General features: G+C 31.7%; 20 protein-coding genes and 2 pseudogenes. 20 read left to right on the top strand and 2 right to left on the bottom strand.

Annotation, left to right across the window (positions count from 1 at the left end; translation table 11 throughout):
- Positions 1–35 precede the first annotated feature (35 nt).
- The 10 genes from HMPREF0391_RS00585 (at position 36) to HMPREF0391_RS00540 (ending at position 12,046) form a co-directional block, all read left to right on the top strand.
- Positions 36–1,598 (top strand): recombinase family protein, encoded by a 1,563-nt coding sequence (locus HMPREF0391_RS00585; protein WP_002834853.1) that lies wholly within the window; start codon positions 36–38, stop codon positions 1,596–1,598.
- Positions 1,591–2,007 (top strand): recombinase family protein, encoded by a 417-nt coding sequence (locus HMPREF0391_RS00580; protein ID WP_002834852.1) that lies wholly within the window; start codon positions 1,591–1,593, stop codon positions 2,005–2,007. The genes HMPREF0391_RS00585 and HMPREF0391_RS00580 overlap by 8 nt, the downstream gene beginning before the upstream one ends.
- Complete coding sequence (locus HMPREF0391_RS00575) at positions 2,000–3,562, top strand: recombinase family protein (protein WP_004835127.1); 1,563 nt, start codon at positions 2,000–2,002, stop codon at positions 3,560–3,562. Before HMPREF0391_RS00580 ends, HMPREF0391_RS00575 begins: the two co-directional genes overlap by 8 nt.
- A gap of 71 nt (positions 3,563–3,633) precedes the next feature.
- Positions 3,634–4,272: a TetR/AcrR family transcriptional regulator gene (locus HMPREF0391_RS00570; RefSeq protein WP_004835143.1), complete on the top strand. Its 639-nt coding sequence runs from the start codon at positions 3,634–3,636 to the stop codon at positions 4,270–4,272.
- Positions 4,273–4,395: 123 nt separating this feature from the next.
- Positions 4,396–4,992: an MptD family putative ECF transporter S component gene (locus HMPREF0391_RS00565; protein WP_002834847.1), complete on the top strand. Its 597-nt coding sequence runs from the start codon at positions 4,396–4,398 to the stop codon at positions 4,990–4,992.
- Positions 4,982–5,695, top strand: a complete 714-nt coding sequence (locus HMPREF0391_RS00560; protein ID WP_002834846.1) for an energy-coupling factor transporter transmembrane component T family protein — start codon at positions 4,982–4,984, stop codon at positions 5,693–5,695. Before HMPREF0391_RS00565 ends, HMPREF0391_RS00560 begins: the two co-directional genes overlap by 11 nt.
- Positions 5,680–7,149, top strand: a complete 1,470-nt coding sequence (locus HMPREF0391_RS00555) for an ABC transporter ATP-binding protein (RefSeq protein ID WP_002834845.1) — start codon at positions 5,680–5,682, stop codon at positions 7,147–7,149. Before HMPREF0391_RS00560 ends, HMPREF0391_RS00555 begins: the two co-directional genes overlap by 16 nt.
- Positions 7,139–8,929 carry an ABC transporter ATP-binding protein gene (locus HMPREF0391_RS00550; protein ID WP_004835097.1) on the top strand — a complete coding sequence of 597 codons (1,791 nt, stop codon included), beginning with the start codon at positions 7,139–7,141 and terminating at the stop codon, positions 8,927–8,929. Before HMPREF0391_RS00555 ends, HMPREF0391_RS00550 begins: the two co-directional genes overlap by 11 nt.
- Positions 8,922–10,667, top strand: coding sequence for an ABC transporter ATP-binding protein (locus HMPREF0391_RS00545; RefSeq protein ID WP_002834843.1), 1,746 nt, complete (start codon positions 8,922–8,924; stop codon positions 10,665–10,667). The genes HMPREF0391_RS00550 and HMPREF0391_RS00545 overlap by 8 nt, the downstream gene beginning before the upstream one ends.
- A 26-nt stretch (positions 10,668–10,693) precedes the next feature.
- Entirely contained in the window at positions 10,694–12,046 is a 1,353-nt protein-coding gene (locus tag HMPREF0391_RS00540; protein ID WP_002834842.1) for an MATE family efflux transporter, read from the top strand.
- Positions 12,047–12,348: 302 nt separating this feature from the next.
- Here the strand turns inward: HMPREF0391_RS00540 and HMPREF0391_RS00535 are convergent, their stop codons facing one another.
- Entirely contained in the window at positions 12,349–13,335 is a 987-nt protein-coding gene (locus tag HMPREF0391_RS00535) for an IS30 family transposase (RefSeq protein WP_002834841.1), read from the bottom strand.
- A 142-nt stretch (positions 13,336–13,477) separates the two neighbouring features.
- On the opposite strand from HMPREF0391_RS00535, the pseudogene HMPREF0391_RS00530 reads away from it, so the two are divergent.
- The 9 genes and pseudogenes from HMPREF0391_RS00530 (at position 13,478) to HMPREF0391_RS00485 (ending at position 22,075) form a co-directional block, all read left to right on the top strand.
- Positions 13,478–13,893: pseudogene (locus HMPREF0391_RS00530) on the top strand (sigma-70 family RNA polymerase sigma factor).
- Positions 13,894–14,090: 197 nt separating this feature from the next.
- Complete coding sequence (locus HMPREF0391_RS00525; RefSeq protein ID WP_035109026.1) at positions 14,091–14,393, top strand: hypothetical protein; 303 nt, start codon at positions 14,091–14,093, stop codon at positions 14,391–14,393.
- 40 nt (positions 14,394–14,433) lie between these two features.
- Positions 14,434–15,867, top strand: coding sequence for a hypothetical protein (locus tag HMPREF0391_RS00520; RefSeq protein WP_002834837.1), 1,434 nt, complete (start codon positions 14,434–14,436; stop codon positions 15,865–15,867).
- A gap of 572 nt (positions 15,868–16,439) precedes the next feature.
- Positions 16,440–17,189: a nucleoside phosphorylase gene (locus HMPREF0391_RS00515; protein ID WP_002834836.1), complete on the top strand. Its 750-nt coding sequence runs from the start codon at positions 16,440–16,442 to the stop codon at positions 17,187–17,189.
- A 306-nt stretch (positions 17,190–17,495) separates the two neighbouring features.
- A complete protein-coding gene (locus HMPREF0391_RS00510; protein WP_002834835.1) occupies positions 17,496–18,146 on the top strand; it encodes a hypothetical protein in 651 nt (216 codons plus the stop codon).
- Positions 18,147–18,986: 840 nt separating this feature from the next.
- On the top strand, positions 18,987–19,778 hold the full coding sequence (locus tag HMPREF0391_RS00505; protein WP_002834834.1) for a CPBP family intramembrane glutamic endopeptidase: 792 nt from the start codon (positions 18,987–18,989) through the stop codon (positions 19,776–19,778).
- Between the two features lie 67 nt (positions 19,779–19,845).
- Positions 19,846–20,307 (top strand): annotated as a pseudogene (locus HMPREF0391_RS00500) (nucleotidyl transferase AbiEii/AbiGii toxin family protein); the annotation flags it as partial.
- Between the two features lie 393 nt (positions 20,308–20,700).
- Positions 20,701–21,078, top strand: coding sequence for a TIR domain-containing protein (locus tag HMPREF0391_RS00490; protein WP_002834830.1), 378 nt, complete (start codon positions 20,701–20,703; stop codon positions 21,076–21,078).
- 19 nt (positions 21,079–21,097) lie between these two features.
- Positions 21,098–22,075, top strand: a complete 978-nt coding sequence (locus HMPREF0391_RS00485) for a caspase family protein (protein ID WP_002834829.1) — start codon at positions 21,098–21,100, stop codon at positions 22,073–22,075.
- Positions 22,076–23,032: 957 nt separating this feature from the next.
- Here HMPREF0391_RS00485 and mobC read toward each other — a convergent pair.
- Positions 23,033–23,296, bottom strand: a complete 264-nt coding sequence (mobC, locus tag HMPREF0391_RS00475; RefSeq protein WP_002834827.1) for a plasmid mobilization relaxosome protein MobC — start codon at positions 23,294–23,296, stop codon at positions 23,033–23,035.
- Between the two features lie 456 nt (positions 23,297–23,752).
- On the opposite strand from mobC, the gene HMPREF0391_RS00470 reads away from it, so the two are divergent.
- Positions 23,753–24,337: a TetR/AcrR family transcriptional regulator gene (locus HMPREF0391_RS00470; protein WP_035109022.1), complete on the top strand. Its 585-nt coding sequence runs from the start codon at positions 23,753–23,755 to the stop codon at positions 24,335–24,337.
- The last annotated feature ends 4 nt before the right edge of the window (positions 24,338–24,341 follow it).

Raw genomic sequence — 24,341 nt, 5'->3', positions numbered from 1 at the left:
GGGAATATAGCACTAGCAGAAAGGAGGTTGAATGGATGAAAAAGATAACAAAAATAGAAGCGAATCAAAAAGAAGAATCTATATTAAGAGTTGCTGCCTATGCAAGAGTATCGACAGATGAGGAAGCTCAGCTTGTGAGTCTTAAAACACAAAAGGCACACTATGAAAAGATGATAGCAGAGAACAAGTCATATACTTTTGCAGGTCTATACTTTGACGAAGGCATAACTGGAACAAAGAAAGAATGTAGGGATGGACTTCTAAAAATGCTAAAAGACTGTGAAGACGGGAAAATAGACTTTATCCTAACTAAATCCATCTCAAGACTTGCAAGAAACACAACAGATTGTTTGGAAATCGTAAGAAGACTCCTTGACCTAAATATTGGTATCTATTTTGAAAAAGAAAACATTGATACCAGGACAATGGAAAGCGAGTTGATGTTATCCATACTTTCATCCCTTGCAGAAAGTGAGTCCAGGTCTATATCAGAAAATAACAAATGGTCCATAAAGAAAAGATTTCAAAATGGAACGTTTATTATATCAAGCCCACCCTATGGCTATGAGAACATAGACGGAAAGATGGTAGTGAATGAAGTAGAAGGAAAAATAATAAAAGAAATATTTGAACAGTATCTCTCAGGTAAGGGAACTCACAAAATAGCAGATGACTTAAATAAAAGAAAGATTAAAGGACAAAAAGGAGCAAGCTGGCATGGTTCGACTATAAACGGCATCTTAAAAAATGAAAAATATACAGGTGATGTCATCTACCAAAAAACTTATACAGACGATAGTTATAAGAGACACAAGAATAAGGGAGAAGAAGACCAGTATAAGATTATTGATAACCATGAAGCCATTGTAAGTAGAGAGGATTTTGAAAAAGTACAAGACCTAATAAAGATAAGGGCTATAGCAAAAGGAAATGGAGAAAACACCAAAAGATATCAAAATAGATATAGCCTATCGGGGAAAATCAAGTGTGGCGAGTGTGGTTCAACCTTTAAAAGAAGGCATCACTATAATGGAAAAGAAAAATATATAGCTTGGACTTGTAGTGAGCACCTAAAAGATATTCATAAGTGTTCCATGAAGTTTATTAAAGACAAGGACATAAAACTAGCATTTGTGACTTTAGTAAACAAGCTAGTCTTTGGAAAAGATAGTATCCTTACACCGCTTTTAGAATCCTTAAAGAGAGTGGACAGCAAGAAAGAAGTCGAGAAGATAAATAAAATAGAAGAAGGCTTAGAAAAACTAAAGGAAAGAAAAGAGGTTCTAAGCAAACTAATAACTTCGGGAGTTTTAGATGCAAGTGTTTACGCAAAAGAAAGCAGTGAAATTTCTAGTGAAGAAAGTTATTTACTCAAAGAAAAGGAAAGAAGTAAAAAAGCCATTCTTGGAAATGATGAAGAAATAAGAGAGCTTGAAAAGCTAATAGGAATCTTGGGAAAAAGCAAAATGCTAGATCACTTTGAAGGTGACTTATTTGAAGAAATCATTGTCCACATTCAAGTTGTCAATAGAGAGACTCTTGATTTTCATTTAAAGTGTGGACTTGTACTAAGAGAGGAAGTGAAAGAAGATGTCTAGACTATGTTATGGCTATACCATAAGAGATGGAAGATTAGAAGTTCAAGAAACAGAAGCCGAGAATATAAGAAAAATCTTTAAAAATTATCTTGCTGGCAACGCTCTTATAAAGTCGGCAGACCTTGCAGGCTTGAAGAAAAACAGCTCCAGTGTCAAAAGAATGTTGACTAATGAAAAATATTTAGGAAATGAAATCTATCCCAAGATAATAGATAGAGAGAGTTTTGAAAAGGCAGGTCAAATGTTAAAGGAAAGGGCAGTAGCCATGGGACGAGTTTGGGAAAAGGAAGAAGAGATTATTAAAGTTCCTTGTAAGTTTAGATATAAAGAAGAAGGAGTTTTACCACTAGAACCCTTTGAACGAGCAAGCCACCAGTACAATTTAATCGAGGTGATAGATGATGAATAACAAGGTCATAGTCATACCAGCGAAAAAGAAAAAAGGAAATTCCATCAAGGAATCAGAAAAGAAGAAACTGAGAGTGGCAGCCTATGCGAGGGTATCAACAGATAGTGATGAGCAAGCAACTTCTTATGACACGCAAGTAGACCATTACACAAATTATATAAAGAGAAATCCAGATTGGGAATTTGCGGGAGTTTTTTCTGATGAAGGAATCAGTGGAACTTACACAAAGAAAAGAGCTGGCTTTAACAAAATGATTGAAGAAGCCATGGAAGGAAATATCGACTATATCATTACAAAGTCCATATCGAGGTTTGCCAGAAATACACTAGACTGCTTAAAGTATATTCGTAAACTAAAAGAAAACAACATCCCAGTCTATTTTGAAAAAGAAAACATCAACACCATGGATGCCAAGGGAGAAGTTCTCCTTACCATTATGGCATCTCTTGCTCAACAGGAAAGTCAGTCTTTATCACAAAATGTAAAGTTAGGCTTTCAATATAGATTTCAACAAGGGCAAGTCCAAGTAAACCATAATAGGTTCTTAGGCTATACAAAAGACGAAGACGGAAAACTTGTCATCGTTCCTGAAGAGGCAAAAATTATAAAAAGGATCTACAGAGAATATTTAGAAGGAGCAAGCCTAAGAGATATAAAAGAAGGGCTTGAAAAAGATAAGATAGTAAATGGAGCAGGAAATAAGAAATGGCATGTGTCAAACCTCAATCAAATATTAACTAATGAGAAATATATGGGGGATGCTCTCTTACAAAAGACTTATACAGTGGATTTTCTAAATAAGAAAAGAGTAAAAAATGATGGAATAGCACCTCAATATTATGTAGAAAATAACCACGAAGCCATTATACCTAAAGAAATCTTCATGCGAGTTGGAGAAGAAATGTACAGACGAGCTAATATGGTAAGTGGCAAAGGGAAAAGAAGAATTTATTCCAGCAAATACGCCCTTTCAAGTATTGTCTATTGCTCTAAATGCGGAGATATTTACAGGAGAATAGCATGGAACAACAGAGGGAAAAAATATACAGTTTGGAGATGTTGTACAAGAGTAACCCATGGGCCAGATGCCTGCCATGCTAGAACTATTAAGGAAGAAGACCTACAAGAAGCAGTCGTAGAAGCCATCAATAAACTTATATCTGAAAGCAATGAATTAAAAGAAATAATAAAAGAGAATATAGAAAAAGCCATCACAGGTGATGGAAGTAGTGGAATAGAAGAAATAGACAAAGAAATGTTGAAAGTGCAAGAAGAACTTTTAAAAGTTGCCAATGCCAAGAAAGACTACACAGACCTTGCAGGCAGAGTGGAAGAATTAAGGAATGAAAAAGAAAAGATACTTCTAGATTTAGCGGAAGAGAAGAATGAACAAAGCAGGCTAAAGGAATTAGAAGAGTTTTTAGATAATCAGGAATTGGAAATAGAAAGCTACGATGAAGACTTGGTAAGGAAACTTGTAGATAAGGTAGTTGTATATGATGAGGAACTAAAGATAGTGCTCAAGTCAGGAGTTGAAGTCAATGTATGTGTATAAACATCTTGACTTTCAAATATAACATGTGCTACAATATAACTAAGTTATATTTGAAGAAAGGAGGGCAAATCGTGGCAAACGGAGATTATGAAGTAACTCATAATAGGATTCTTAATAGCGGTAAGAAAATTTTCAAAGAACAAGGATTTGAAAAGGCAAATTTAAGAGCTATTTGCAAAGAAGCAGGTGTTACTACTGGGGCGTTTTATGGTCATTTTGAGGATAAGGAAGCACTTTTTTCTGAGTTAGTTGAGCCGATTGTAAGCCAAATACGAAAATACTATGCTATGTATGAGGATGAGAGTTTTGAGACATATAAAAAGGAAGTTCCGCTTGGGAAAGAAACCATTTATAAAATTTTAGACTCTAAAGCACATGGTGCTGTTAAGATGGTCTTGTATTTTTTTGAAAATAAAGATGCGTTTGAGTTATTAGTGTTTGGTTCTTATGGAACAAAATACAGTAATTTTTTAGATGAACTCGTGGAAATAGAAGATAAAAATCACATCAAAATATTAAGCATGATTTATGGTGAAGATGGTGTCGGTAGTGTAATAACCGATATGGGAATTCACTTAATTAACCATGCATATTATTATGCTTTATCTGAAGTTGCTGTTCATTCTAAAAGCAGAGAAGAAGTAGAATTAAATGCCAAACTAATTTCAAAATTCTTTAATGAAGGATGGGGCAAAATAAGAGGTTTGTAAAATGGAAAATTTTTTTGCATCAAATATAACTTAGTTATATTAAAGATTTAATTTTATACAAATTGGCAACATGCTGCTTTATAAGCAGAGAAAAAATATTATATGTATTCAAGGAGGAGAAAAATGAATTTAAAAGGTATTGTAAAAATAGCAGTATTTTCTGTTATTGGATTTGTTCTTACGATGGGATTAGGATTTTTGACAGCTTCTTTTGGAATGATTCCGAGTTTGTATTTATCATCGGCACTTGCAACAATTATTGCCGCACCAGTTTTTGTAATAATGTGTAAACAAGTCGCACAAAGAGGAACAGCATTCTTATATTTCTTATTACTCGGCGTGTTCTATGCTCTTATGGGAATGTGGCCTGTAATAGTAGTTTGTGCAATTGCAGGAATATTAGCAGAGCTTGTGATTGGTAAAAAGGAAAATTACTCAGGCAATAATATGAAAGTAGGACTTGGTTTTGGTGCTGGTATGTTTATATATTCGCTTCATGCGATGTATTTCACATTCGTATTTGGAGTAGAAGGTCTTACAAAACAATTCCCTAAGATGTTTACAACAGACTATGCAACATTTCTTTATAATTTTTACACCCCTAAAAACATTGCAATTTGCGTAGTGATCGCAATCGTTGCATCAATTATTGGTGCTAATTTTGGAACATATATTTACAACAAATTCTTTAGCAACAGGAAGAAAAAAAGTGTTTTGTAAAGGTGAAAAAAACTATATAGAAGGGTACCAACTATTAGATAAAATCAACCCACTTACTATAGTTGGGTTGATTTTACTATTTTCAGTTATTCTAACTGTTGGAGAGCAATCACAATATTTATTTTCCCTTATTTTTGTCTTAGGACTACTATTCTTATTTTCTATAAGAAAGGCATTTAGAACGATATGTTCATTGCTTATAGTATGGGGGCTTATTTATTTGCTGAAACCCCACTTAGGAAATGTTTTGGTTGGTTCTATATATACAATGCTACTTATAGTGTTGAAATTTGCTCCACTTTTCATTTTGGGAAAAGTGCTGTCTTCATATAGTTCTTCGCATCTAATTGCTGCATTTAGAAAAATTGGTATTGATGGTGGAATAGGTATAGGAATCACACTGTTTTTTCGTTTTATTCCGGAAATTTCTATTAGGATGAAGGAAATAAACAATGGCATGAAAATTAGAGGATTTAAAGCAAGTATTTTCAAACCAATTAAAACATTTGAATTATATTTTGTTCCTCTTATGTATAAGTGCATAGATATAAGCGATACCTTAACTTGTTCAATCATATCAAAAGGCATTGAATATGATGGTAAAAAAACAAGTTTTCATGATGTAAAATTTACTTTTATCGATATTGTAATGTTAATGATTGGAATAATTTTGGTTTTGGTGAGTGTATGGAAAATATGTTAGAAGCAAATATACGCAAATTTTCATACGGAGAGGACTTAGTACTAAAAGACTTAAAACTGTCTGTAAAAAAAGGAGAGATAGTTGTATTAACAGGTCTTTCAGGATGTGGGAAAACAACATTTTTAAGACTTCTAAATGGACTCATTCCATATTTTTACGAAGGAAATTTAGAAGGTAATGTTGAGCTTTTGGGAAAAGAAATTTCTTCGTATCAGAAAGGTGAACTTGCAAAATATATAGGAAATGTATTTCAAAATCCCAAGGATCAGTTCTTTTGCGATGTGGTTGAAGATGAAGTTGCTTTGGTAGGAGAAAATCTTGGGTTAGATGGGAACTTATTAAAAGAAAAGGTAGATAAAGCATTAAATTTACTGGAGATAGGTCATATAAGAAAAAAATCTATCTTTGAATTGTCTGGTGGAGAAAGACAAAAGGTGGCGATAGCAGGAACACTTATTTATGATACAGACATTATCTTTTTCGATGAACCTTCAAGTAGCCTTGATTATGACAGTATAAGGAAATTTGAAAACATACTTGTTAAGTTAAAAGCGATTGGCAAGACAATTGTAATAGCTGAACATAGATTGTATTACCTTAAAAATATTTTTGATCGTCTTGTCTATATGAAAGATGGAACGGTAGAAAATATTTTTAAAAAAGGTGAACTCGATAACCGGAAGTGTAAAGAACTGGAATTAAGAACATTAAATGAAAAAGAACTTGTGTCGGAAAAAGAGCCATTAAAAACCAGAAGCTATATAAAAGTCGACAATGCAAATATTCACCAAGGAAAAAGAACTTTGATAAAAGATTTGACTTTTGACATTAAAGAAAAAGAAATCATGGGAATTATTGGTTCTAATGGAATTGGGAAAACAACATTAGCAAATTCTTTGTGTGGGCTTTCAGAAAAAAGATTAGATGTGAATTATGGAAAGAACAAGAAGGAACGATTGAAAAATTCTTATTTAGTTTTGCAAGATGTTGATGCTCAGATTTTTTTAGACACTGTGGAAAATGAGCTGATATTTTGTAAAGAAAAGAATACGGAAAGTGATTTAGAAGAAATACGAGATTACTTAAAGAAAACAAAGTTGTGGCATAAGAAAGTAAGCCACCCACAAAAATTGTCTGGTGGTCAAAAACAAAGACTTGCGATTATTACTTCGTTTTTATCCAATCGAAAATTGATAGTTTTAGATGAACCGACCTCTGGACTTGATTATAGAAGTATGAGTATTATATCTGATTTAATTACAGAAAAATCAGAGGAAGTTCCATTTATCATTATTACGCATGACTTGGAACTACTATTCAAAACTTGCCATTCTGTTTTAATGATTGGCAGTGAAAATTATAAAAAAATATCTGTAAAAGGAAATGAACAAGTGATTATGGATTTTATGGATAATAAAAAATCTTTGATTAAGGAGGAGAATGATGTTAAATAAGGTTTTTGAGTATGCTGGTTCGCATAAGAAAACAATACATTTAGCGAGTTTTATTATGCTATTAAGTGTCATTATGGGAGTTGTGCCATTTCTATTTGCTTATCAGATTATAAATCCCTTGATTTTAGGACAAAATTTGGAGTTCACAAGGTTAGTTATTTTGCTTGCCGGTATTTTGATATGTTTGGTTTTGCAAGCATTATTAGGTGGTTTGGCTCTTAATATGTCTCATAAGGCAGCATATAACACATTATTTGGACTTAGAACATCTCTACAAAAAAAGATGGAGAATCTTCCCTTAGGAGCTATTGAAGAAAAGGGAACAGGTGCTATTAAAAAGATGTATGTAGATGATATTGGTAGTTTGGAAGTTCTTTTGGCACACTCATTGCCTGAAGGAATTGCCAATTTAATTGTGCCTGTAATGGTATATATTGCAATGTTTTTCGTTGACTGGAGACTGGCACTTATGTCTTTGGCATCCATTCCACTAAGCATTGTCGCTATGATGATTATGTATTCCGCAGGAATGAAAAAAATGGGACCATATTATATGGCGAGTGAAAAAATGAATAATACCATTATTGAATATGTGAATGGTATGGAAGTAGTAAAAGTGTTTAACAAGCAAACGGAATCATATCAAAGATTTTCTAAAGATGTTGGAGATTATAGAGATTATGCACTCGCTTGGTATAAGACTGCATGGCCATGGATGGCATTGTATAGTGCCTTGCTCCCATGCACGATTATATTAACATTGCCGCTTGGCGGTTACTTTGCTTACATGGGCTATGTTAGTCTTTCTGATTTGATATTGGTATTATGCCTATCTTTGAGTATTGGCTTACCACTCTTAAAGGCTTTGGGATTTTTACCAACAATGCCACAGCTTAATTATAAAATATCTGCATTGGAAGATGCTTTAAATATAGAACCATTAAAACAAGGTGAAAACAGGTTTAAAGGTATAGATCATACTATTTCCTATGACAATGTTACATTTGGTTATCAACTAAGCAAGATGGGAGAGAATGGACAACCTGAAACATACATTAAAAATGTGATTCATAATGTGAGCTTTACAGCAAAAGTTGGAGAAAAGACAGCCATTGTTGGAGAATCAGGCTCAGGTAAAAGCACTTTAGCGAAACTCTTAATTCATTACTATGATGTTTTAGAGGGAAGCATTAGCATTGGAGGACAAAATTTACAGGATATGAGTCTTAAGGCACTGAATAAAGAGATTTCTTATGTATCTCAAGACCAATATTTATTTAATACTTCACTCTTAGAAAATATTCGTATCGGAAATTTGTCAGCTACCGATGAAGAAGTGATAGAAGCTGCAAAGAAAGCTCAGTGTATGGAATTTTTAGATAAGCTCCCAAATGGTATTTACTCTTTGGCTGGCGAGGCAGGAAAGATGTTATCAGGTGGAGAGAGACAAAGAATATCCCTTGCAAGAGCTATCTTAAAAAATGCACCGATTGTTGTACTTGATGAGGCAACAGCCTATGCAGATCCTGAAAATGAAGAAAAGATGGAAGCTGCGATTGCTGAACTTGTAAAAGGTAAAACATTGATTGTAATTGCTCATAAACTTCCGGCAATTGTAGATGCAGACCAAATATTGGTAATGAATCATGGTCGTTTAGTTGCAAATGGAAAACATAAGGACTTGTTAGAATCATCAGCAGAGTATCGTAAATTATGGAATGCGACAATATTTAGTAAGGAATGGAAAATTGATAGAAAGGCAGGTGAAATGAATGTTTAAGCTAATATCAAGAATTTTAAACTTGTCAGGAAAGTATAAAAATAGAATTAAAGGGGCATTTGTTTTTGCCTTCGTTGAATCCATATTAAGTAAAATGCCTATATTTATTGCATTTACCGTTTTGATAGGATTTTATGAAAAAACGAATACCTCCAAAACTTTTCTATATGTAGGAATAGGACTTGTTTTAGTGGTTTTATTACAAGCGGTGGTTCATTTCTTAAGCGATAAATTGCAAAGTGCAGCCGGCTTTCTGATTTTTGCAGACAAAAGGATGGAGCTTGGAAATCACCTTAGAAAACTTCCTATGGGATATTTCACATCAGGAAATTTAGGAAAAATCAATTCTGTTTTAAGTTCAGATATGGCATTCATTGAGGAAGTATCCATGAGTACCATAGCTAATATGATGAGTTATGTGCTTTCAACCGTTGTGCTTACTATATTCATGTTTGTTTTGGATTATAGAATAGGTCTTGTGTCTGTGTGTGTAACTCTAATAGCAACATTACTTGCAAGCAGAATGAATAAAATGTCTTTATCTGAAGCTGTTATCAGGCAAGAGCAAGGAGAGAAGCTAACAGATGCAGTTTTGTCATTTGCAGAAGGAATTAGTGTAATCAAAAGCTATAACCTTTTAGGAGACAATTCAAAGGCTCTTACAGACAGCTTTGCTTCATCAAGAGACACTTCTATAAAGTTTGAAAAGAAGATGACACCTTGGACAAGCGGATTGAACATCATTTATGGTATCGGAATTACATTTATTTTGGCACTTGCTTTGTATCTTCATTTACAAGGAATGTTGAAACTTCCTTATGTGTTAGGACTGATACTATTTGTATTTGACTTATTTAGTCCATTAAAAACTCTTTATGGAGAAGCAAGTAGGCTAACAGTTATGAATGCTGCTTTAGATCGTATTGAAGAATTATTAAACGAGACAGAACTACAGGATACAGGTAAAAAACATATCTTAAAGGCTAGGTTTGGTGAGCCGGAAATTAGTTTTAATCATGTGAAATTTTCTTATGGAGAAAAAGAGGTTTTGCATGATATGAATTTTGAAATGAAAAAGAATACAATGACAGCTTTAGTTGGACCATCTGGTGGAGGAAAATCTACAGTAGCCAACCTTTTAGCGAGATTTTGGGATGTAGACTCCGGTGAAATTTTGATTAGAGGAGTGAATATAAAGGATGTTTCACTATCTGAATTGATGTCGGAAATTAGTATGGTTTTCCAAAGAGTGTATTTATTCCAAGATACGATTTTTAATAATATTGCCATGGGGAAAGAAAATGCGACGAAAGAAGAAGTTATAGAAGCCGCAAAAAAAGCAAGATGCTATGACTTCATTATGGCACTTCCTGATGGATTTGACACAATGATTGGAGAAGGAGGAGCAACTCTATCCGGTGGTGAAAAGCAAAGAATTTCTATTGCTCGCTGCATATTAAAAGATGCTCCTATTGTAATTCTTGACGAGGCAACAGCAAGTGTTGATGTGGACAATGAAAGCTATATACAGGAAGCAATCAGTGAATTGGTAAAGAATAAAACATTATTAGTTATCGCCCATAGATTAAATACTATTAGAGATGCCGATAGTATTATTGTAATCAAGGAAGGGAATATTGCAGAACAAGGAACCCATAATGAGCTAATTGCTTTAAATGGGATTTATAAAAATATGGTAGAGCTCCAAGAAAAAAATAAAGGACTAAAAATTATATAAAAATTGGTCTAAGAGAGGAGAAGGCAATGAAACAAGATATGAAAGAACAATTATTAACAAAAAGACCGATAGATTTACTCTTTCAGTTATCTATTCCGGCAGTTATCGGAATGATTGTTATCGGTCTGTATCCGTTAATGGACGGAATATTTGCAGGGAAAATTATAGGACAGACAGCAATGACTGCCTGTGGTGTCGCAATGCCACTTACCTTTTTCAACAGCGGTGTTTCAACTTTACTTGGTGTAGGTTCTGCATCTGTACTTTCAAGAGCAATCGGTAAAGGGGATCAAAAAACTGTAGATAAAATTATGGGTAACCTAATCTATTGGGTGATTTTCTTCTCTGTAATTATTACAGTTGGAGGAATACTTCTTGCTCCGCATTTTTTAGATATGGTCGGTGCAACGGGTGAAATCAAAGCCTATGGTATTAGATACCTTAGAGTAATTTTTATAGGTTCTCTATTTGTAAACTTCACACAGTCCGCAAACATGGTTATGCGTGGCGAAGGACTGATGAAAAAAGCTATGACGATTATGGGACTTGGAGCATTACTGAATATCATTCTTGATCCGATTTTAATGACAGTTATGGGTGAATATGCGATTGAAGGTGCTGCCCTTGCAACCATCACAGCACAATTTGTTCAGGCAGTGGCAACACTACATTATTTCTTGAAAAAGAGTAAAGTTGTTAAAATCCATAAGATAAAGTCTGATGCGGAAATTAAAAAAGAAATGTTTTCTGTCGGTTCATCCGCTATGATGATGCAGCTTTTGTTTATGATTCAACAGACTATGCTCTATAAAATGGCATTTAAGTATGGCGGAGATACCAATGGAATTTTGATGGCGGCATCACTTCGTGTATATGCCTTTTCATTTATTCCTCTTTGGGGAATGAGTCAAGGCTTACAACCTGTTGTTGGAACAAACTTTGGAGCAAAGCAGTATGACAGAGTAAGACAGGCTATGAAGGTCTTTTCTATTGGCGGTTTAGTTCTTGCAGCAATCTTTTGGATTCCGTCTTTATTGCTTTCAAGTCAAATACTATCTTTATTCGGTGTAGAAGCAAACATCATTGCACAGGGTGTTGGAAACTTTAGATTGTTCTATTCCGTATTTATTTTGTATGGAGTAATGGTTATGACTGTTACTTTCTTCCAATCAATCGGAAACGGAAAGAAAGCTGGGATAATCGTAATGCTTAGACAACTGTTTTTGTTTGTTCCTGCCATGATTTTATTGCCAATGATATTTGGAGTAAAAGCTGTTTGGTTTACACAGCCACTTGTTGATTTCATTATGATTGTTGTTGGCGTTTTCATGATGATTGCGGAACTGAATAAAATGGGGAAAGAAAAAGTTCAAGCGTAAAATTTCTTATTAGGTGTTTAGAATTTGAAACATTAGAAGGACTTAATTTATGGAAAATAGTTAGCTATAAAATGGAGGGATAGAAATGGAAAAGTCTATATATTTATTTGAAAGAATAAACCACAATAAAAATAGTCCTTTTTCCTATAAGCTTTATAGCTGTTTGTCTTTCCATATGCTCGTCTAAACAATTAAATATAATTAAAGGAAGAACAAGTTTCTTTCGTTTTAGAGGACTTCTTATGCCAAGGTGCAGGAGTCCTCCTTTTTTTGTTGACTAATTGTCAAATCAAATGCAACACCTATGGTAAGAAACCAAAAAGTTCTTCTTTAGGTGTTTTATATTGTATACATTTTCTAGGTCTATTATTCATTAAACTTAAGTTATAATTTAAATCATTAATATTTACTTCCGATAAATCCATACCCTTAGGATAAAACTCCCTTAAAAGTCCATTACTATTTTCATTTGTACCCTTTTGCCATGCACAGTAGGGGTCACAAAAATAAGTTTTACATCCTAACTCTTTTTCTATTTTCTCAAATTCTGAAAATTCTTTACCTCTATCAAAAGTTATTGTTTTCACTAATTCTTTGGGAAAATCTTTTAGTGCATTGATTATTGCAGGTGTTACATTTTCTGATTTTCTATTTTCAACTAGAATTGCTATATAGTATCTAGATTTTCTTTCTGCTAAAGTTACGAAACAGTATCCACTTTTTCTTTTATGATCGAACCTGCCTGATTCTACTGTATCTGCTTCCCAGTGACCTAGCTCTTGCCTTTTGTATATTTCTTTAGGTCTTTTCTTAATAGTTCTGCCTTTATCGTTAAATTTTCCTCTTTTTTCTGCTGGTCTTTTAAATCTTCCTTTTCTTCTCAAATTTTCCATACTGGTTTTTGGCAGTTTTTTTGCGTGTATAAGCCTATATATAGTTGATGTAGATGGTATATGATTAATAGAATTTGTATTTCTATTTGATATTTGTTCAGGTGACCAATGTTCATTAATTTTTATAGTTAAATACTCAATAACATCTTTAGAAAACTTGGTTTTCCTATGACAATCTTTCCTTCTATGACGATATTTGTCATTTGCCTTTATTGGGAAGTATTTAGTGTAACTTCCTCTACTGGATTTTATTTTAGAAGAATTTCTTTTAATTTCTCGAGATATTGTACCAGGTGACCTTTTAAGTGCTTGTGCAATTTTTCTTATACTCATTCCTAAATTTAAAAATTGATAGATACAAGATCTCTCTTCTATGGTAAGATGGTTATAGCTCATAGTTAATCGCTCCTTTTAATATGTTTTGTTTGGTCACTTACATATTAACACAGCTGATTAGCTATGAGTTATTTTATGTTGCACTTGTTATGATAAATTATCTGTTTTAAAACGCAGACAAAAAGAAATGGAGGAAGCATATATGCCAAAAAAATATTACCTTTATATCAACGGACAAAAGGTCAAAGTCAGTGAAGATATTTATAAAGTCTACTGGCGAGAAAGAGAACACGAAAAGTATTTGGAGCAGGTGGAAAGAAAAAACCACTTGCTCTTTTTTCATCATTGGATCATGACGGACATTTTGTAGATAATATTGTTGATGAAAGTGTTGATGTAGAAAAGATTGTTGAAACACAGATGATGATTGAAGCAGTCAGAAATACAATTTCAAGACTCAATGCAGAAGAAAGGGGCATCATTGAGCGTTTGTACTTTCAGTATGAAATTCTTTCGAGTATTACAAGAATAAAGAAAGTGAGTTATCAAGCTATACAATGGCGTAAGAATAATATATTGAAAAAACTGAAGTTGTTATTAGAAGATTTTTTAAGATAATCGACTTGTAGATAAGGGCAGATTTTCCATTATAAAGTAAAGGTGATATAGGGCTATTTTTCTTTGCTTATTAATAGTATATTATGCAGTGAGAGAAGGAATTTATATCATAGATATATTCCCACATACGAGGCTTTTGAAAAATCTCAAATTTTATCCATACAGACCACTCAAGCCATGTGGAGACGGTAGCTCTGTTGTCCAAACTAGATGTCGACGATCATATAAAGATTGAATTTGGAGAAGATGAAATATCAGAAATTGAATTTTCAAAAGGTCCAACTTATAAAGAAATACAAAAATTTGTGTTGGAAAAGTACGGCTTTAAAGTTTCAAATCTCTATATAGCACAGGTAAAAAGAAAAAATGGATTGATTGAAAGAAAAAATTATAATGTAAGTAAGAAAGAAAAGAAGGATCAAGTAATTACACACTGTCCACCAGAAAAGGAAAAGGCTATAGAAGAGGCTTTGAAGTGGTTTGGGATTAAGAAAGATTAGTGAAACATAAAGAATAATAATAGTTATATTTGGAGGAAAAATGTCAGACAATGCGATTGAAAAGAATAAAAGTAATCCTATTGAACAATATACGGGATTTGAACACTTTTTAAATGATTTGGGATTACCCAGTGAGAATATTATAGCTTCACCAGAAGAACGTAAAAATATTATGGAAATGCTTCCAGGCATGATGAAATTAATGCCTATTAGTCAAAAGGAAGATGCAACATATTTATCTAGATTTGTTGCTAGTGCAGCAGTAGGTCTGTTTGATGCTTCTTTAAATTATGTTTGGAATGAAGTAGTTATTAGTTTACGTAAAAAGATATGTTTTTATGGTATCGATACTTTTTTCGATAATGCTGTAGGTAGTAAATTTAGAGATCAGTATGAAAATGAAGAAGATCTTGTTGGAATTAAAGATAGAACGATGTTGGAAACACTCAAGAAATTAGAATGGATTTCTAACATTGTATATATAAAACTTAAACATATTTTAGATATGAGAAATCAAATTGGAGCATCTCATCCGAATTCTTATGATATTAATTCTTATGAACTATTAGGATGGTTAAAAACATGTATTTCCGAAGTAATTAATGATCAGCCTTCTAGTTCAGCTATTCATACAAAAGAAATACTCGAGAGTATAAAAAAAAGTACGGCTTCATTAGATGATATAACTGTTGATTCTATAGGAAATGCAATTGAGAAGTATTCATCCTCAATTTCGAATACATTTTTACGTTCTTTGTTTAGTATTTTTGTAGGTGATAACACTAGTATGATAGCTAGATCAAATATTTTGAAATTATCAAAAAGAATTTGGGATTATTGTACTGATGATATAAAATACGATTTAGGTGAGAAGAAACTTCTTTATCGTAACAATCTCCAAAAAGATAAAGAAGATTTAGCATATAAATTTTTGGAGAATTGCAATGGATTATCGTATTTGTCGTTTACAGAACGAAGTCTTGAAATTAGTGCTTTATGTGATGATCTCCTAAATGCCCATAATGGATGGAATAATTATTATCATGAACCACCAATAGCTAAAGAAATAATGAAGTATATTACAACAGCATCAGATATTCCTGAAGAAATAGAATCAAAGTTAATTAGTGTATTTTTGGAATGTAGAATTGGTAGAGAAGTAGATTATTATAATGGAGTTTCTCAAGGTGCGATTAAATATTATGATTCTTTGTTGAAAATGTTGACAGAAGAACAAATTAAATATGTTTTATCTGATTTAAACAGACATATGATTTCTATAAATAGAGGGGATTCTGTACAAGCAAAGAATATTCGCGAAGTAATTAATTTATTATCAAGAGAAGATTTAAGTGAAAGAGTTAATGAAATAGTTAAATATATTATTGAATTCGACAACAGGGGTATTATACATAAAGTTTATCAAGATAAAGGATTTAAAGATATTTCAAAAGGAATTATACAATTAAATTAACAATAGAAGAGAACATATTTTTGGACAATAGACTAACAAACAGCACACACATTTTATAAAAAGATAATATTCAAGTCTAGAGGATACAGATAAATGAGGGACTTTCACAATAAATAGTAATATTGATTGATTAAATTTTTTTGAGAAATGGAAATAGTAACGATGTATTTAGATGAAAATGGAATACTCACTATTAATTTATTTGACTTTCTGTTAAACAAGGAAAGTTTAGACTTATAATGAATAACTTAACTGATTCGTTATGGATTTATTACCACATACGAGGCGTTTGGAAAATACTAAATCTTATCCATACTGACCACTCAAGCCATGTGGAGACTGTAATATTGATGTCAAGAGAAAATGAGGTGAAACAATAGCAAATAGCTTAACGGTATGGATGTAGGTATTAGATGAAGAACTATGGGATATAGTCGAGAAAATGAAATCTCAAATTCAAAAATAACGTTATAAAGATAATTAGAGTATAAGATTAAGTTATTAGTAATAAATCAGATATAAAGAAGGAAGTATAAAAACGTGAAAAGTTATATAAATTAAGAGGTGAAACTATGATAATAGATAGTTTTGATAAAGACACAGAGCCACTTATCAGTCTAAAAGACTTTTATGGAGAAAAGAAAAATATTGCAGAAAAATGTTTGATAATATATTCAAAAAGCATAATAGAATATTTGCTTGATAATTTTGAATGCGAAGAAATTGGAAATATAGGATCTGTAAATGGGTCAAGACCGGTATATAAAAGTAGATTTGAAGGTCAAGAATTTGTATTTTATCTTACTATGATGGGTTCGGCTCTTGCTTCAGGAGATTGTGTAGAAGTTAATTGGATTACAGGTGCAAATAAATTTATTATGTTTGGATCTTGTGGCAGTCTTGATAAAGAAAAAACTTTTGGAAAGTACATTATACCAACAGAGGCTTATAGAGGTGAAGGAGCATCTTATTATTATGCGGCGCCTTCTGATTATATTGCTATTAAAAACCATGATAAGCTTGAAGAATTTTTTATCAAGGAAAAAGCTCCCTACACTAAGGGAAATGTCTGGACTACAGATGTTATGCTTCGTGAGACACGCGGACTCGTTTCAAAGAGAAAGGCAGAAGGATGTATAGCAGTAGAAATGGAGCTTGCAGGTGTTCAAGCAGCTTGTGGTTTTTATGGATTTGAACTTTATAACTTTCTTGAAGCAGGAGATGTATTAGATGAGAGCTGTTATGAGGTCGAAGGACTCCATAATGCCAACCATGATCTTGGAAAATTGTATTTGGCATTAAAATTTTTAAAAGAAATATAAGATAAATTATAATGAGATTATAAGAGATTAAATGTATTGAGTATAAACTCATGTACTAAAGAAAAATAAACGACAACAATACAAACAAAAGAATAGTAGTATTTTTACATATTTTTCTACTAAACAAAATATTATCGCAGCATGATTTGTTGATAAAATGGTTTAAATATATCAAATTGATGTACTAAATATTAATATATAGTTAGAAATTTTGTGAAAATGTCGTAGCATCAAGAAGTATAGAAGGATGATATAAATTTGAATTTATATTGAAAAAATAAACTATAAAAACGCAAGGAGACAAATATGGATATTATTCGACTACCTATTATAAATGGAATAACCCCAGATTTATTAAATGGAACAGAACGCTATGCTTACGGGTTAAGTGATTTTACAGATAGCTGGGAATTAAAAGATTGGCAAGAACATGGAGGTTATCAAGGTTCAGTACTCTATTTATATGATTTACAAGAAAGCAAAGTTTATATCCCATTTAAGAAAAAGAAAAATGTAATTTATCAAATGCCATTATTTAGTGATGGTATGATTTATTTTTTACAAGTAGACTATGATGATAATAAGGTTAATCTATATCGAGTATCATCAAGTTTAGAACTAGAAAAGATAACAGATTTATCTATTGATGAAGTTAATCTTTACAACATTAGATTAATCGGAGAAGGTGTGCATATTACGAGTCAGGATGAAAGCTTTGTATGCTATTATCCCGAATCTTTTGAAATAAAATTAGAGGTAAATGAAAGTGTTCTTTGTATAGATGATGAAAAAATTTACATAAGTGTCTGGATTGAGGAAGGTGTTGAAAATGATGAGATAACAAAAGACTGCACTTACTATGAAAAAATACGTGTTAAAGACAAGGCGGGAAATCTCATTTCAGAAGAAATAGGATCATTAACTCAATTCCCAGACGGCAAATGGAGAATATCGTAAAGAATAATATATAAAAATAACATAATAAATTCCAGTTTATCGAGGTAATACCTTTTAACGATAACCTTAAGCTATTGTTAAAAAGTTCATGGATATGTTCCTACATACGAACGTAGCTACTTGACATACTTAGTGTTCACTCGTTTCATGTTGAAGCCCTAGCCCTACTTGTCAAGAAGCGAAGCTACACTGAAAAGTAAAGGCAGGTCTCATGCAAAGATTTCCCAAGAGAAGCGACCGAATAGGAAGCTTTGATTGGCAGAAATCGACTGCTGAAGCCTTAGCGTTGATACAAAAGATATAAATTTAGAAATCCTGCATTTTAAGCAGTTTTATAAGCATTTTGTCTTCGATAAAGATGAAGAAGGATACGTCAAAAAGACCCAAAAAACTACATGGATGTAAGAGTTGTTTTGAGACTAGTATGAGGAAACACAAAAAATATAATTAACTCATTTTGTACTTTCTACAAGAGTAGCTTAAAAGGCTGCTCTTTTTTTATTAAAAAGTAGGTACATATAAATTTTAAATATTATTAATAATACAAAATAGGATCTCCGAAAAGCAGAAGTCCAGACTTTTGAAAATTGGAGAGTAACTATAATAATATTAGTAATATTGAGTTAAGAAGAATCTTAATATAAGTTCATTATAACTTTGTTTTTTTATTTCCGATTTGTACCTACTAACGGTTGGACTTATGAATGACATGATTACAGGAGAAAATTTAACGACGACTATAAATGCAAGGAAGTAATTACTGAAGAGGCATTTGATAGATTTTAATCTACTTATGGTATAATTGTATAGTATTAAGATTAGAAATTACGGAGTGTGCTAATGAAAAAAGCTATATTAACATTTTCAAAAGTAATAATATTTTTTATTGTATGGGCAGTCTTGTCCACTGTGATAGATATTCCTGTCGAAAATCCTGTTATTTGGAGATTTATCGCTGAATTAATTCCTTTAGTAGTTATAATTATATTAACTTGGCTTTTTATTAGAATTGAGAAACAAAAGTTAAGAATTCCAATTAATGATAATTCGCTAAGAGGTTTACTCATGGGGATATTTGTCGGTATTTTATGGCTTGGCTTCTCTGCTGGTTTGCTTATACTAACTCATTATTTACTAATAACTGAAATAAATAATGTTCCTATGTTATGGATTTGGATAATATCAGCCTTTATAAATGTTGTTATGCAAGAACTTCTTGTTAGAGGTTACATTTATCAACTTATAAAAGAAGAGTATAATTTGCCAGCTGCAATTACTGCAACCACAATTATATTTACATTGTTGCATGGAGGCGCCTTTGAAGCAGGAATAATTCCTGTGTTGAATGTTATAACAATGTGTCTATTCACTACATTTTTATATGAAGCGGAGGGTACTATTTTAGCTCCAACTATGAGCCATGCACTATGGAATATAATAGGTGGACTTATTTTGGGAGGAGTTAGATTAGCTGACGATTATCCAAGCTTTATTACAATGACACCTTCAAAAAATCAGATTTTATCTGGAGGAGATTGTATGATAGAAGGGAGTGTTGTCGTTTTAATAGTAAATATCATTCTAATATTAATTTTTTATAAAAGGTACAAAAACAACACAAAGAAAGCGTGAACTTCATTTTAAATAAAGAAATATACTTGCAGCACTTACTTAATATGTAGATGCTTTTTTGATGCCTAAGAGAAAAAAAGCTATGAAACTTGACCTGACAACAGGTGATGCAATAACACCAAGAGAAATAGAATACATCTACCCTTGTATCTTTAGCAAAGAAGATATAAAAATAATGGCATATCCATTAGAAACAATATTAGCAGAAAAATACGAAACCATAATCAGAAGAAATATAACGACAACACGAATGAGAGACTTTTACGACCTATACACCCTCTATAAGCTAAAAAAAGATCAGATAGATTATGAAATTTTAAAAGAAGCAATAGAAAGAACTTCAAACATGAGAGGAAGTCAGGAGATAATGAAAGGCTATGAGGAAATAATCGAGGACATGAAAGAAGATTCATACCTAAGATCCTTGTGGGAAGTATATCTCAGTGAAAATAAGTACATTGGGGATCTGTCTTTTGATAATGTTGTTGGTGTAGCTGTAATTTTATCAAATAGAATTAATGAGATGTAATATTCCAGACACTGTCTGGAATATTATAGACAAGAAAATATTAAGGATTAAAGAATATGGGTTAATATACTACTGTTTATAAATTTAAATGTTCTTTTAAAGAGAACGTTTTATATTAAACCGACATTTAATGGTATAATATAATAAATATAAGTCTTCGTTATAGTGTATATTGAGAACTTTTAGGTATAAAATATTATTTAAATAACTAATAGATTTAGATATGACAAATGGTGAATTGATAAAAAAGCAAGGATTGGTAAAAAATACATTTTATAAAATTAATAATGGGCAAATCGTAACCACAGATATTTTGCCTAGAATTTGGAATGCTTTGAATTTTTATAGTGAAGATACTATACAAATTAACGACATTAAGGAGGTAAAATAATTATGAAAAGAATTTTTATTAGTTTTGCAATTGAGGATGAACATTTAAGAGATTTTTTAAAAGGACAAGCGAAAAATGAAAATAGCCCCTTTGAATTTGTGGATATGTCAGTTAAAAAACCATGGGATTCACAGTGGAAAACAAATTGTAGAACAAGAATAAAAGGATGTGATGGAGTGATATCAATAGTCACAAAGAACACAAAAAATGCAGATGGACAAATTTGGGAAATGAAGTGTGCAAAAGATGAAAGTATTCCAATAGTTGGAATATATGGAAATGATAGTCACTCTGGAGTTACTATTCCAAGTGAATGCGGATATATTAGACTAATGGACTGGACATGGTCAAATATTTCAAAGTGGATTGAGAATATATAATTGAAGAGAGGTTTATAGGATGAGTAGAAAAGCACTCGTTGTTGGTATTGATGATTATCCGGGTTGTCCTTTAAAAGGATGTGTAAATGATGCAAAAGAAATAAAAAGCTTACTTGAAACAAATGGAGATGGCTCTCCTAATTTTGAAGTTAAGTATGCTCCAAATATCCAGACTAAGGATGAGCTTTTGGATCTGCTAAATGCTCTTTTTTGTGAAGGAGATTCTGACATCTCATTGTTTTACTTTTCAGGTCATGGAACAGATGAATTTACGGGGAAGATAGTTACACCTGATTTTAAAGGCAGAGATATGGGAGTATCAATGTCAGATATTTTGGCTTTATTAAAACAATCAAAAAGTAAAAACAAAGTTGTTATATTGGATTGCTGTTTTTCAGGCAAATTTGGAGAGTTGGAAGTTGTCTCATCAAATGAAACAGTATTAGGAGAAGGTGTAACAATTATGACTGCCAGTAGTAGAGACCAATACGCTGTAGAAGATGGAATCACTGGTCATGGAGTATTTACTGAATTGTTAATTCAGGGATTGTTGGGTGGTGCTGCTGATGTTGGCGGAAATATTACACCAGCAAGTTTATATTCATTTGTTGATCAGTCGTTGGGAGCATGGGAACAACGACCTCTTTTTAAAACAAATATATCTAGATTTCTTCCTATCAGAAAAATAAAACCTAAAGTTCCTGTTGAAGTTTTAAGGAAGTTAAGTTATTATTTTCAAAATCCTGATAGTGAATATTCCTTAGACCCATCTTTTGAGTTTACTAATAATCCTGAGTATGAAATTGAAATTAAAGAACCTTATGCAAAAGATGAAAATGTTAAAAAATTTAAAGAATTACAACTATATGAGAGTGTTGGTTTGATTGAACCTGTCGGAGAAGAACATATGTATTTTGCGGCAATGAATTGTAAGTCGTGCAGGTTGACTCCTTTGGGGTTACATTATTGGAAATTGTCAAAAGATAGAAGATTTTAGGTAAAATTTTTATGATTTTAACAAATGAATTTTAATAATAGAATCTATAAAAAGAGACATTGGATATGAATCTGAAACAAGGATTTTAAATAAAAATCACTCCGTTTTTTAAAAAAAAATTCATACGACTTGTTTATAGCACATAGTTTTTTAGATAAAAACTGATACTGACACTGATGGATTTATTTAACATTGCAGGTTATTCCGTTTATGCAGACTGGATAAATGACAAAATTTGGATAGAAATAATGTATCATCTGAAACGGCTAATGTTATTAAAAATAGAATATCTAATTGTAAATGCTTATCTTATATCGCCACTGGGAATATTGTTAATTCAAAATGGTGTCGGTGGGGATTGGGTTTGGCAGAAGGCATGTAAATGGGAAATCATGTATTTTACCAGTATTGGAGGAATCTTACACTTTTATAGGTCTTGAATATTTAGGTCTTTATCCATACATAGAATATGAAAAAATAAGTGGAAATAGTACTTATGAATTTTGGGTTATAGATCAAGTCTACAGTAGTCGATATACTTCTCTTGGGAACTGGTTATATGGAGTGGAACTAAGAAGATATTAAAACAATAATTACATGATTGAGGTTTATATCTTCAGTTTTGTGACATATAAATTATATAATTTTACGTATTTGGAAATGTAGTTCATATTGGACGTTGAGGAAGAATACTCTTGAGTAAGAGTATTCTTTTTTTAAAAAATTTGCTAAAAATATTTTTTTAATTCGCGAGTTTTGAATGTAATTTTATAAATCTGGTAGATTGATTAGAAAAATAAAAAAATAATCATTTTCATTAAAAATGCTATTTGATGTACATAGTTTTTATTTAGAATGTAATATTACTCATCTGATATTTAATGACTTATATAGGCATTAGATTTTGTATGATTTGGAGATTCATAACACTTAAATCTTGATTTTATATCGCAAGATTTATTTTGCTTTATTAAGAAGTAGGGAATGGATCTGACATATTTCTCTTGATAATTTTTCTATTTCTTTGTTCATTGATTCAATTTCATTCTTATAAATGACTCTAGTTGTATTAGTAGCTTTTGCAATCTGGTTTATATTATTTGTTGCATTTGATAGTAGCCATTGTAGGTTTCTGAATGGTTCTAAATCTACTACATAAATTTCTTTTTCTTCTTTAGTTAGTTTTATTTCTATTCTTTCATTTCTAAATCTATTTGCCATTTTATTCTCCTTTATAAAATATATTTCGGGGTCTTAGGGTTTCCATAACAAGGTAAAAATTAGCAGTAGACTTCAACCAATCGCTAACTATATTAGCTCTTGGAAATTCCTTGCATAGCACCTACCAAACACTCAAGTAAACTTTCGTGTGGTTAGGTGCGAAAAAAATGGAGCATTCCGTAAAGGTCTGCTCCATTAATTTTTTCGTAAGTGTCCGTACACTTACTGTGCTTGCTATTAAAGCTATTAAAGTTATAAGCGTTAAGCTTGTATTAGGTTTTATTAATTATACCGCATTTAAAGAAATTAATAAAGAAGTATAAAGGGCGTTCAAGCAAATATCTTAAATAATATTAATAAAATTTAAAATAATTCATGTATTGAAATTAATTATCAAATGAGTTACAATAAAACTGACGATATCGTCGGAAATGTTTATTGACAGGAGATAAAATTTTGAATGATAAAAAATTGAAAGTAGGAGAAAAAAGGAAGTTAGAAATTCTGGAAGCGGCAAAAAAATGTTTCTTAGATAAGGGTTTCCAAAATACAACTATGGAAGATGTTATAGAAAAAGTAAGTTTAAGTAAAGGTGGTGTTTACTATTATTATGGCTCAACCTATGAAATGATTTATGATTTTATGAACTTAGGTATCAAATATAGAGGAGAAAAAAACAAAACTATCGACACATCTAAGTTAACGAGTTTAGACGCAATTACTGAGATGATGATGGAAAGAATTTATGATGAAAATGAATTTAAAAGCATATATGCAATTTTTTTGAAACTACAAAATGAAGATAAAAGATTGTGTGAAATGTTTGAAAATTTAAAAGAAACAAACACAGAAATTTTATCGTCTGCATTTGATTCAAACGATAAGCTCTCATCTATTTTTAAAGATGAGTTTTTAGTGACCTTTGTAAATACTTTGATTTTAGGATATGAAAGTTTAAATCAAAAAGAAATTTTTATTGAAAATAGAGAAACAATTAAAAAGATGGTGGAAGGTTATTTGAGAGAAAAACTTATTAATTAGGAGA

The organism is Finegoldia magna ATCC 53516, from assembly GCF_000159695.1.
Lineage (GTDB): Bacteria > Bacillota > Clostridia > Tissierellales > Peptoniphilaceae > Finegoldia > Finegoldia magna_F.
Note: the sequence above shows the minus strand (reverse complement) of the source record. Positions and strands in the feature narration are given on the sequence as shown.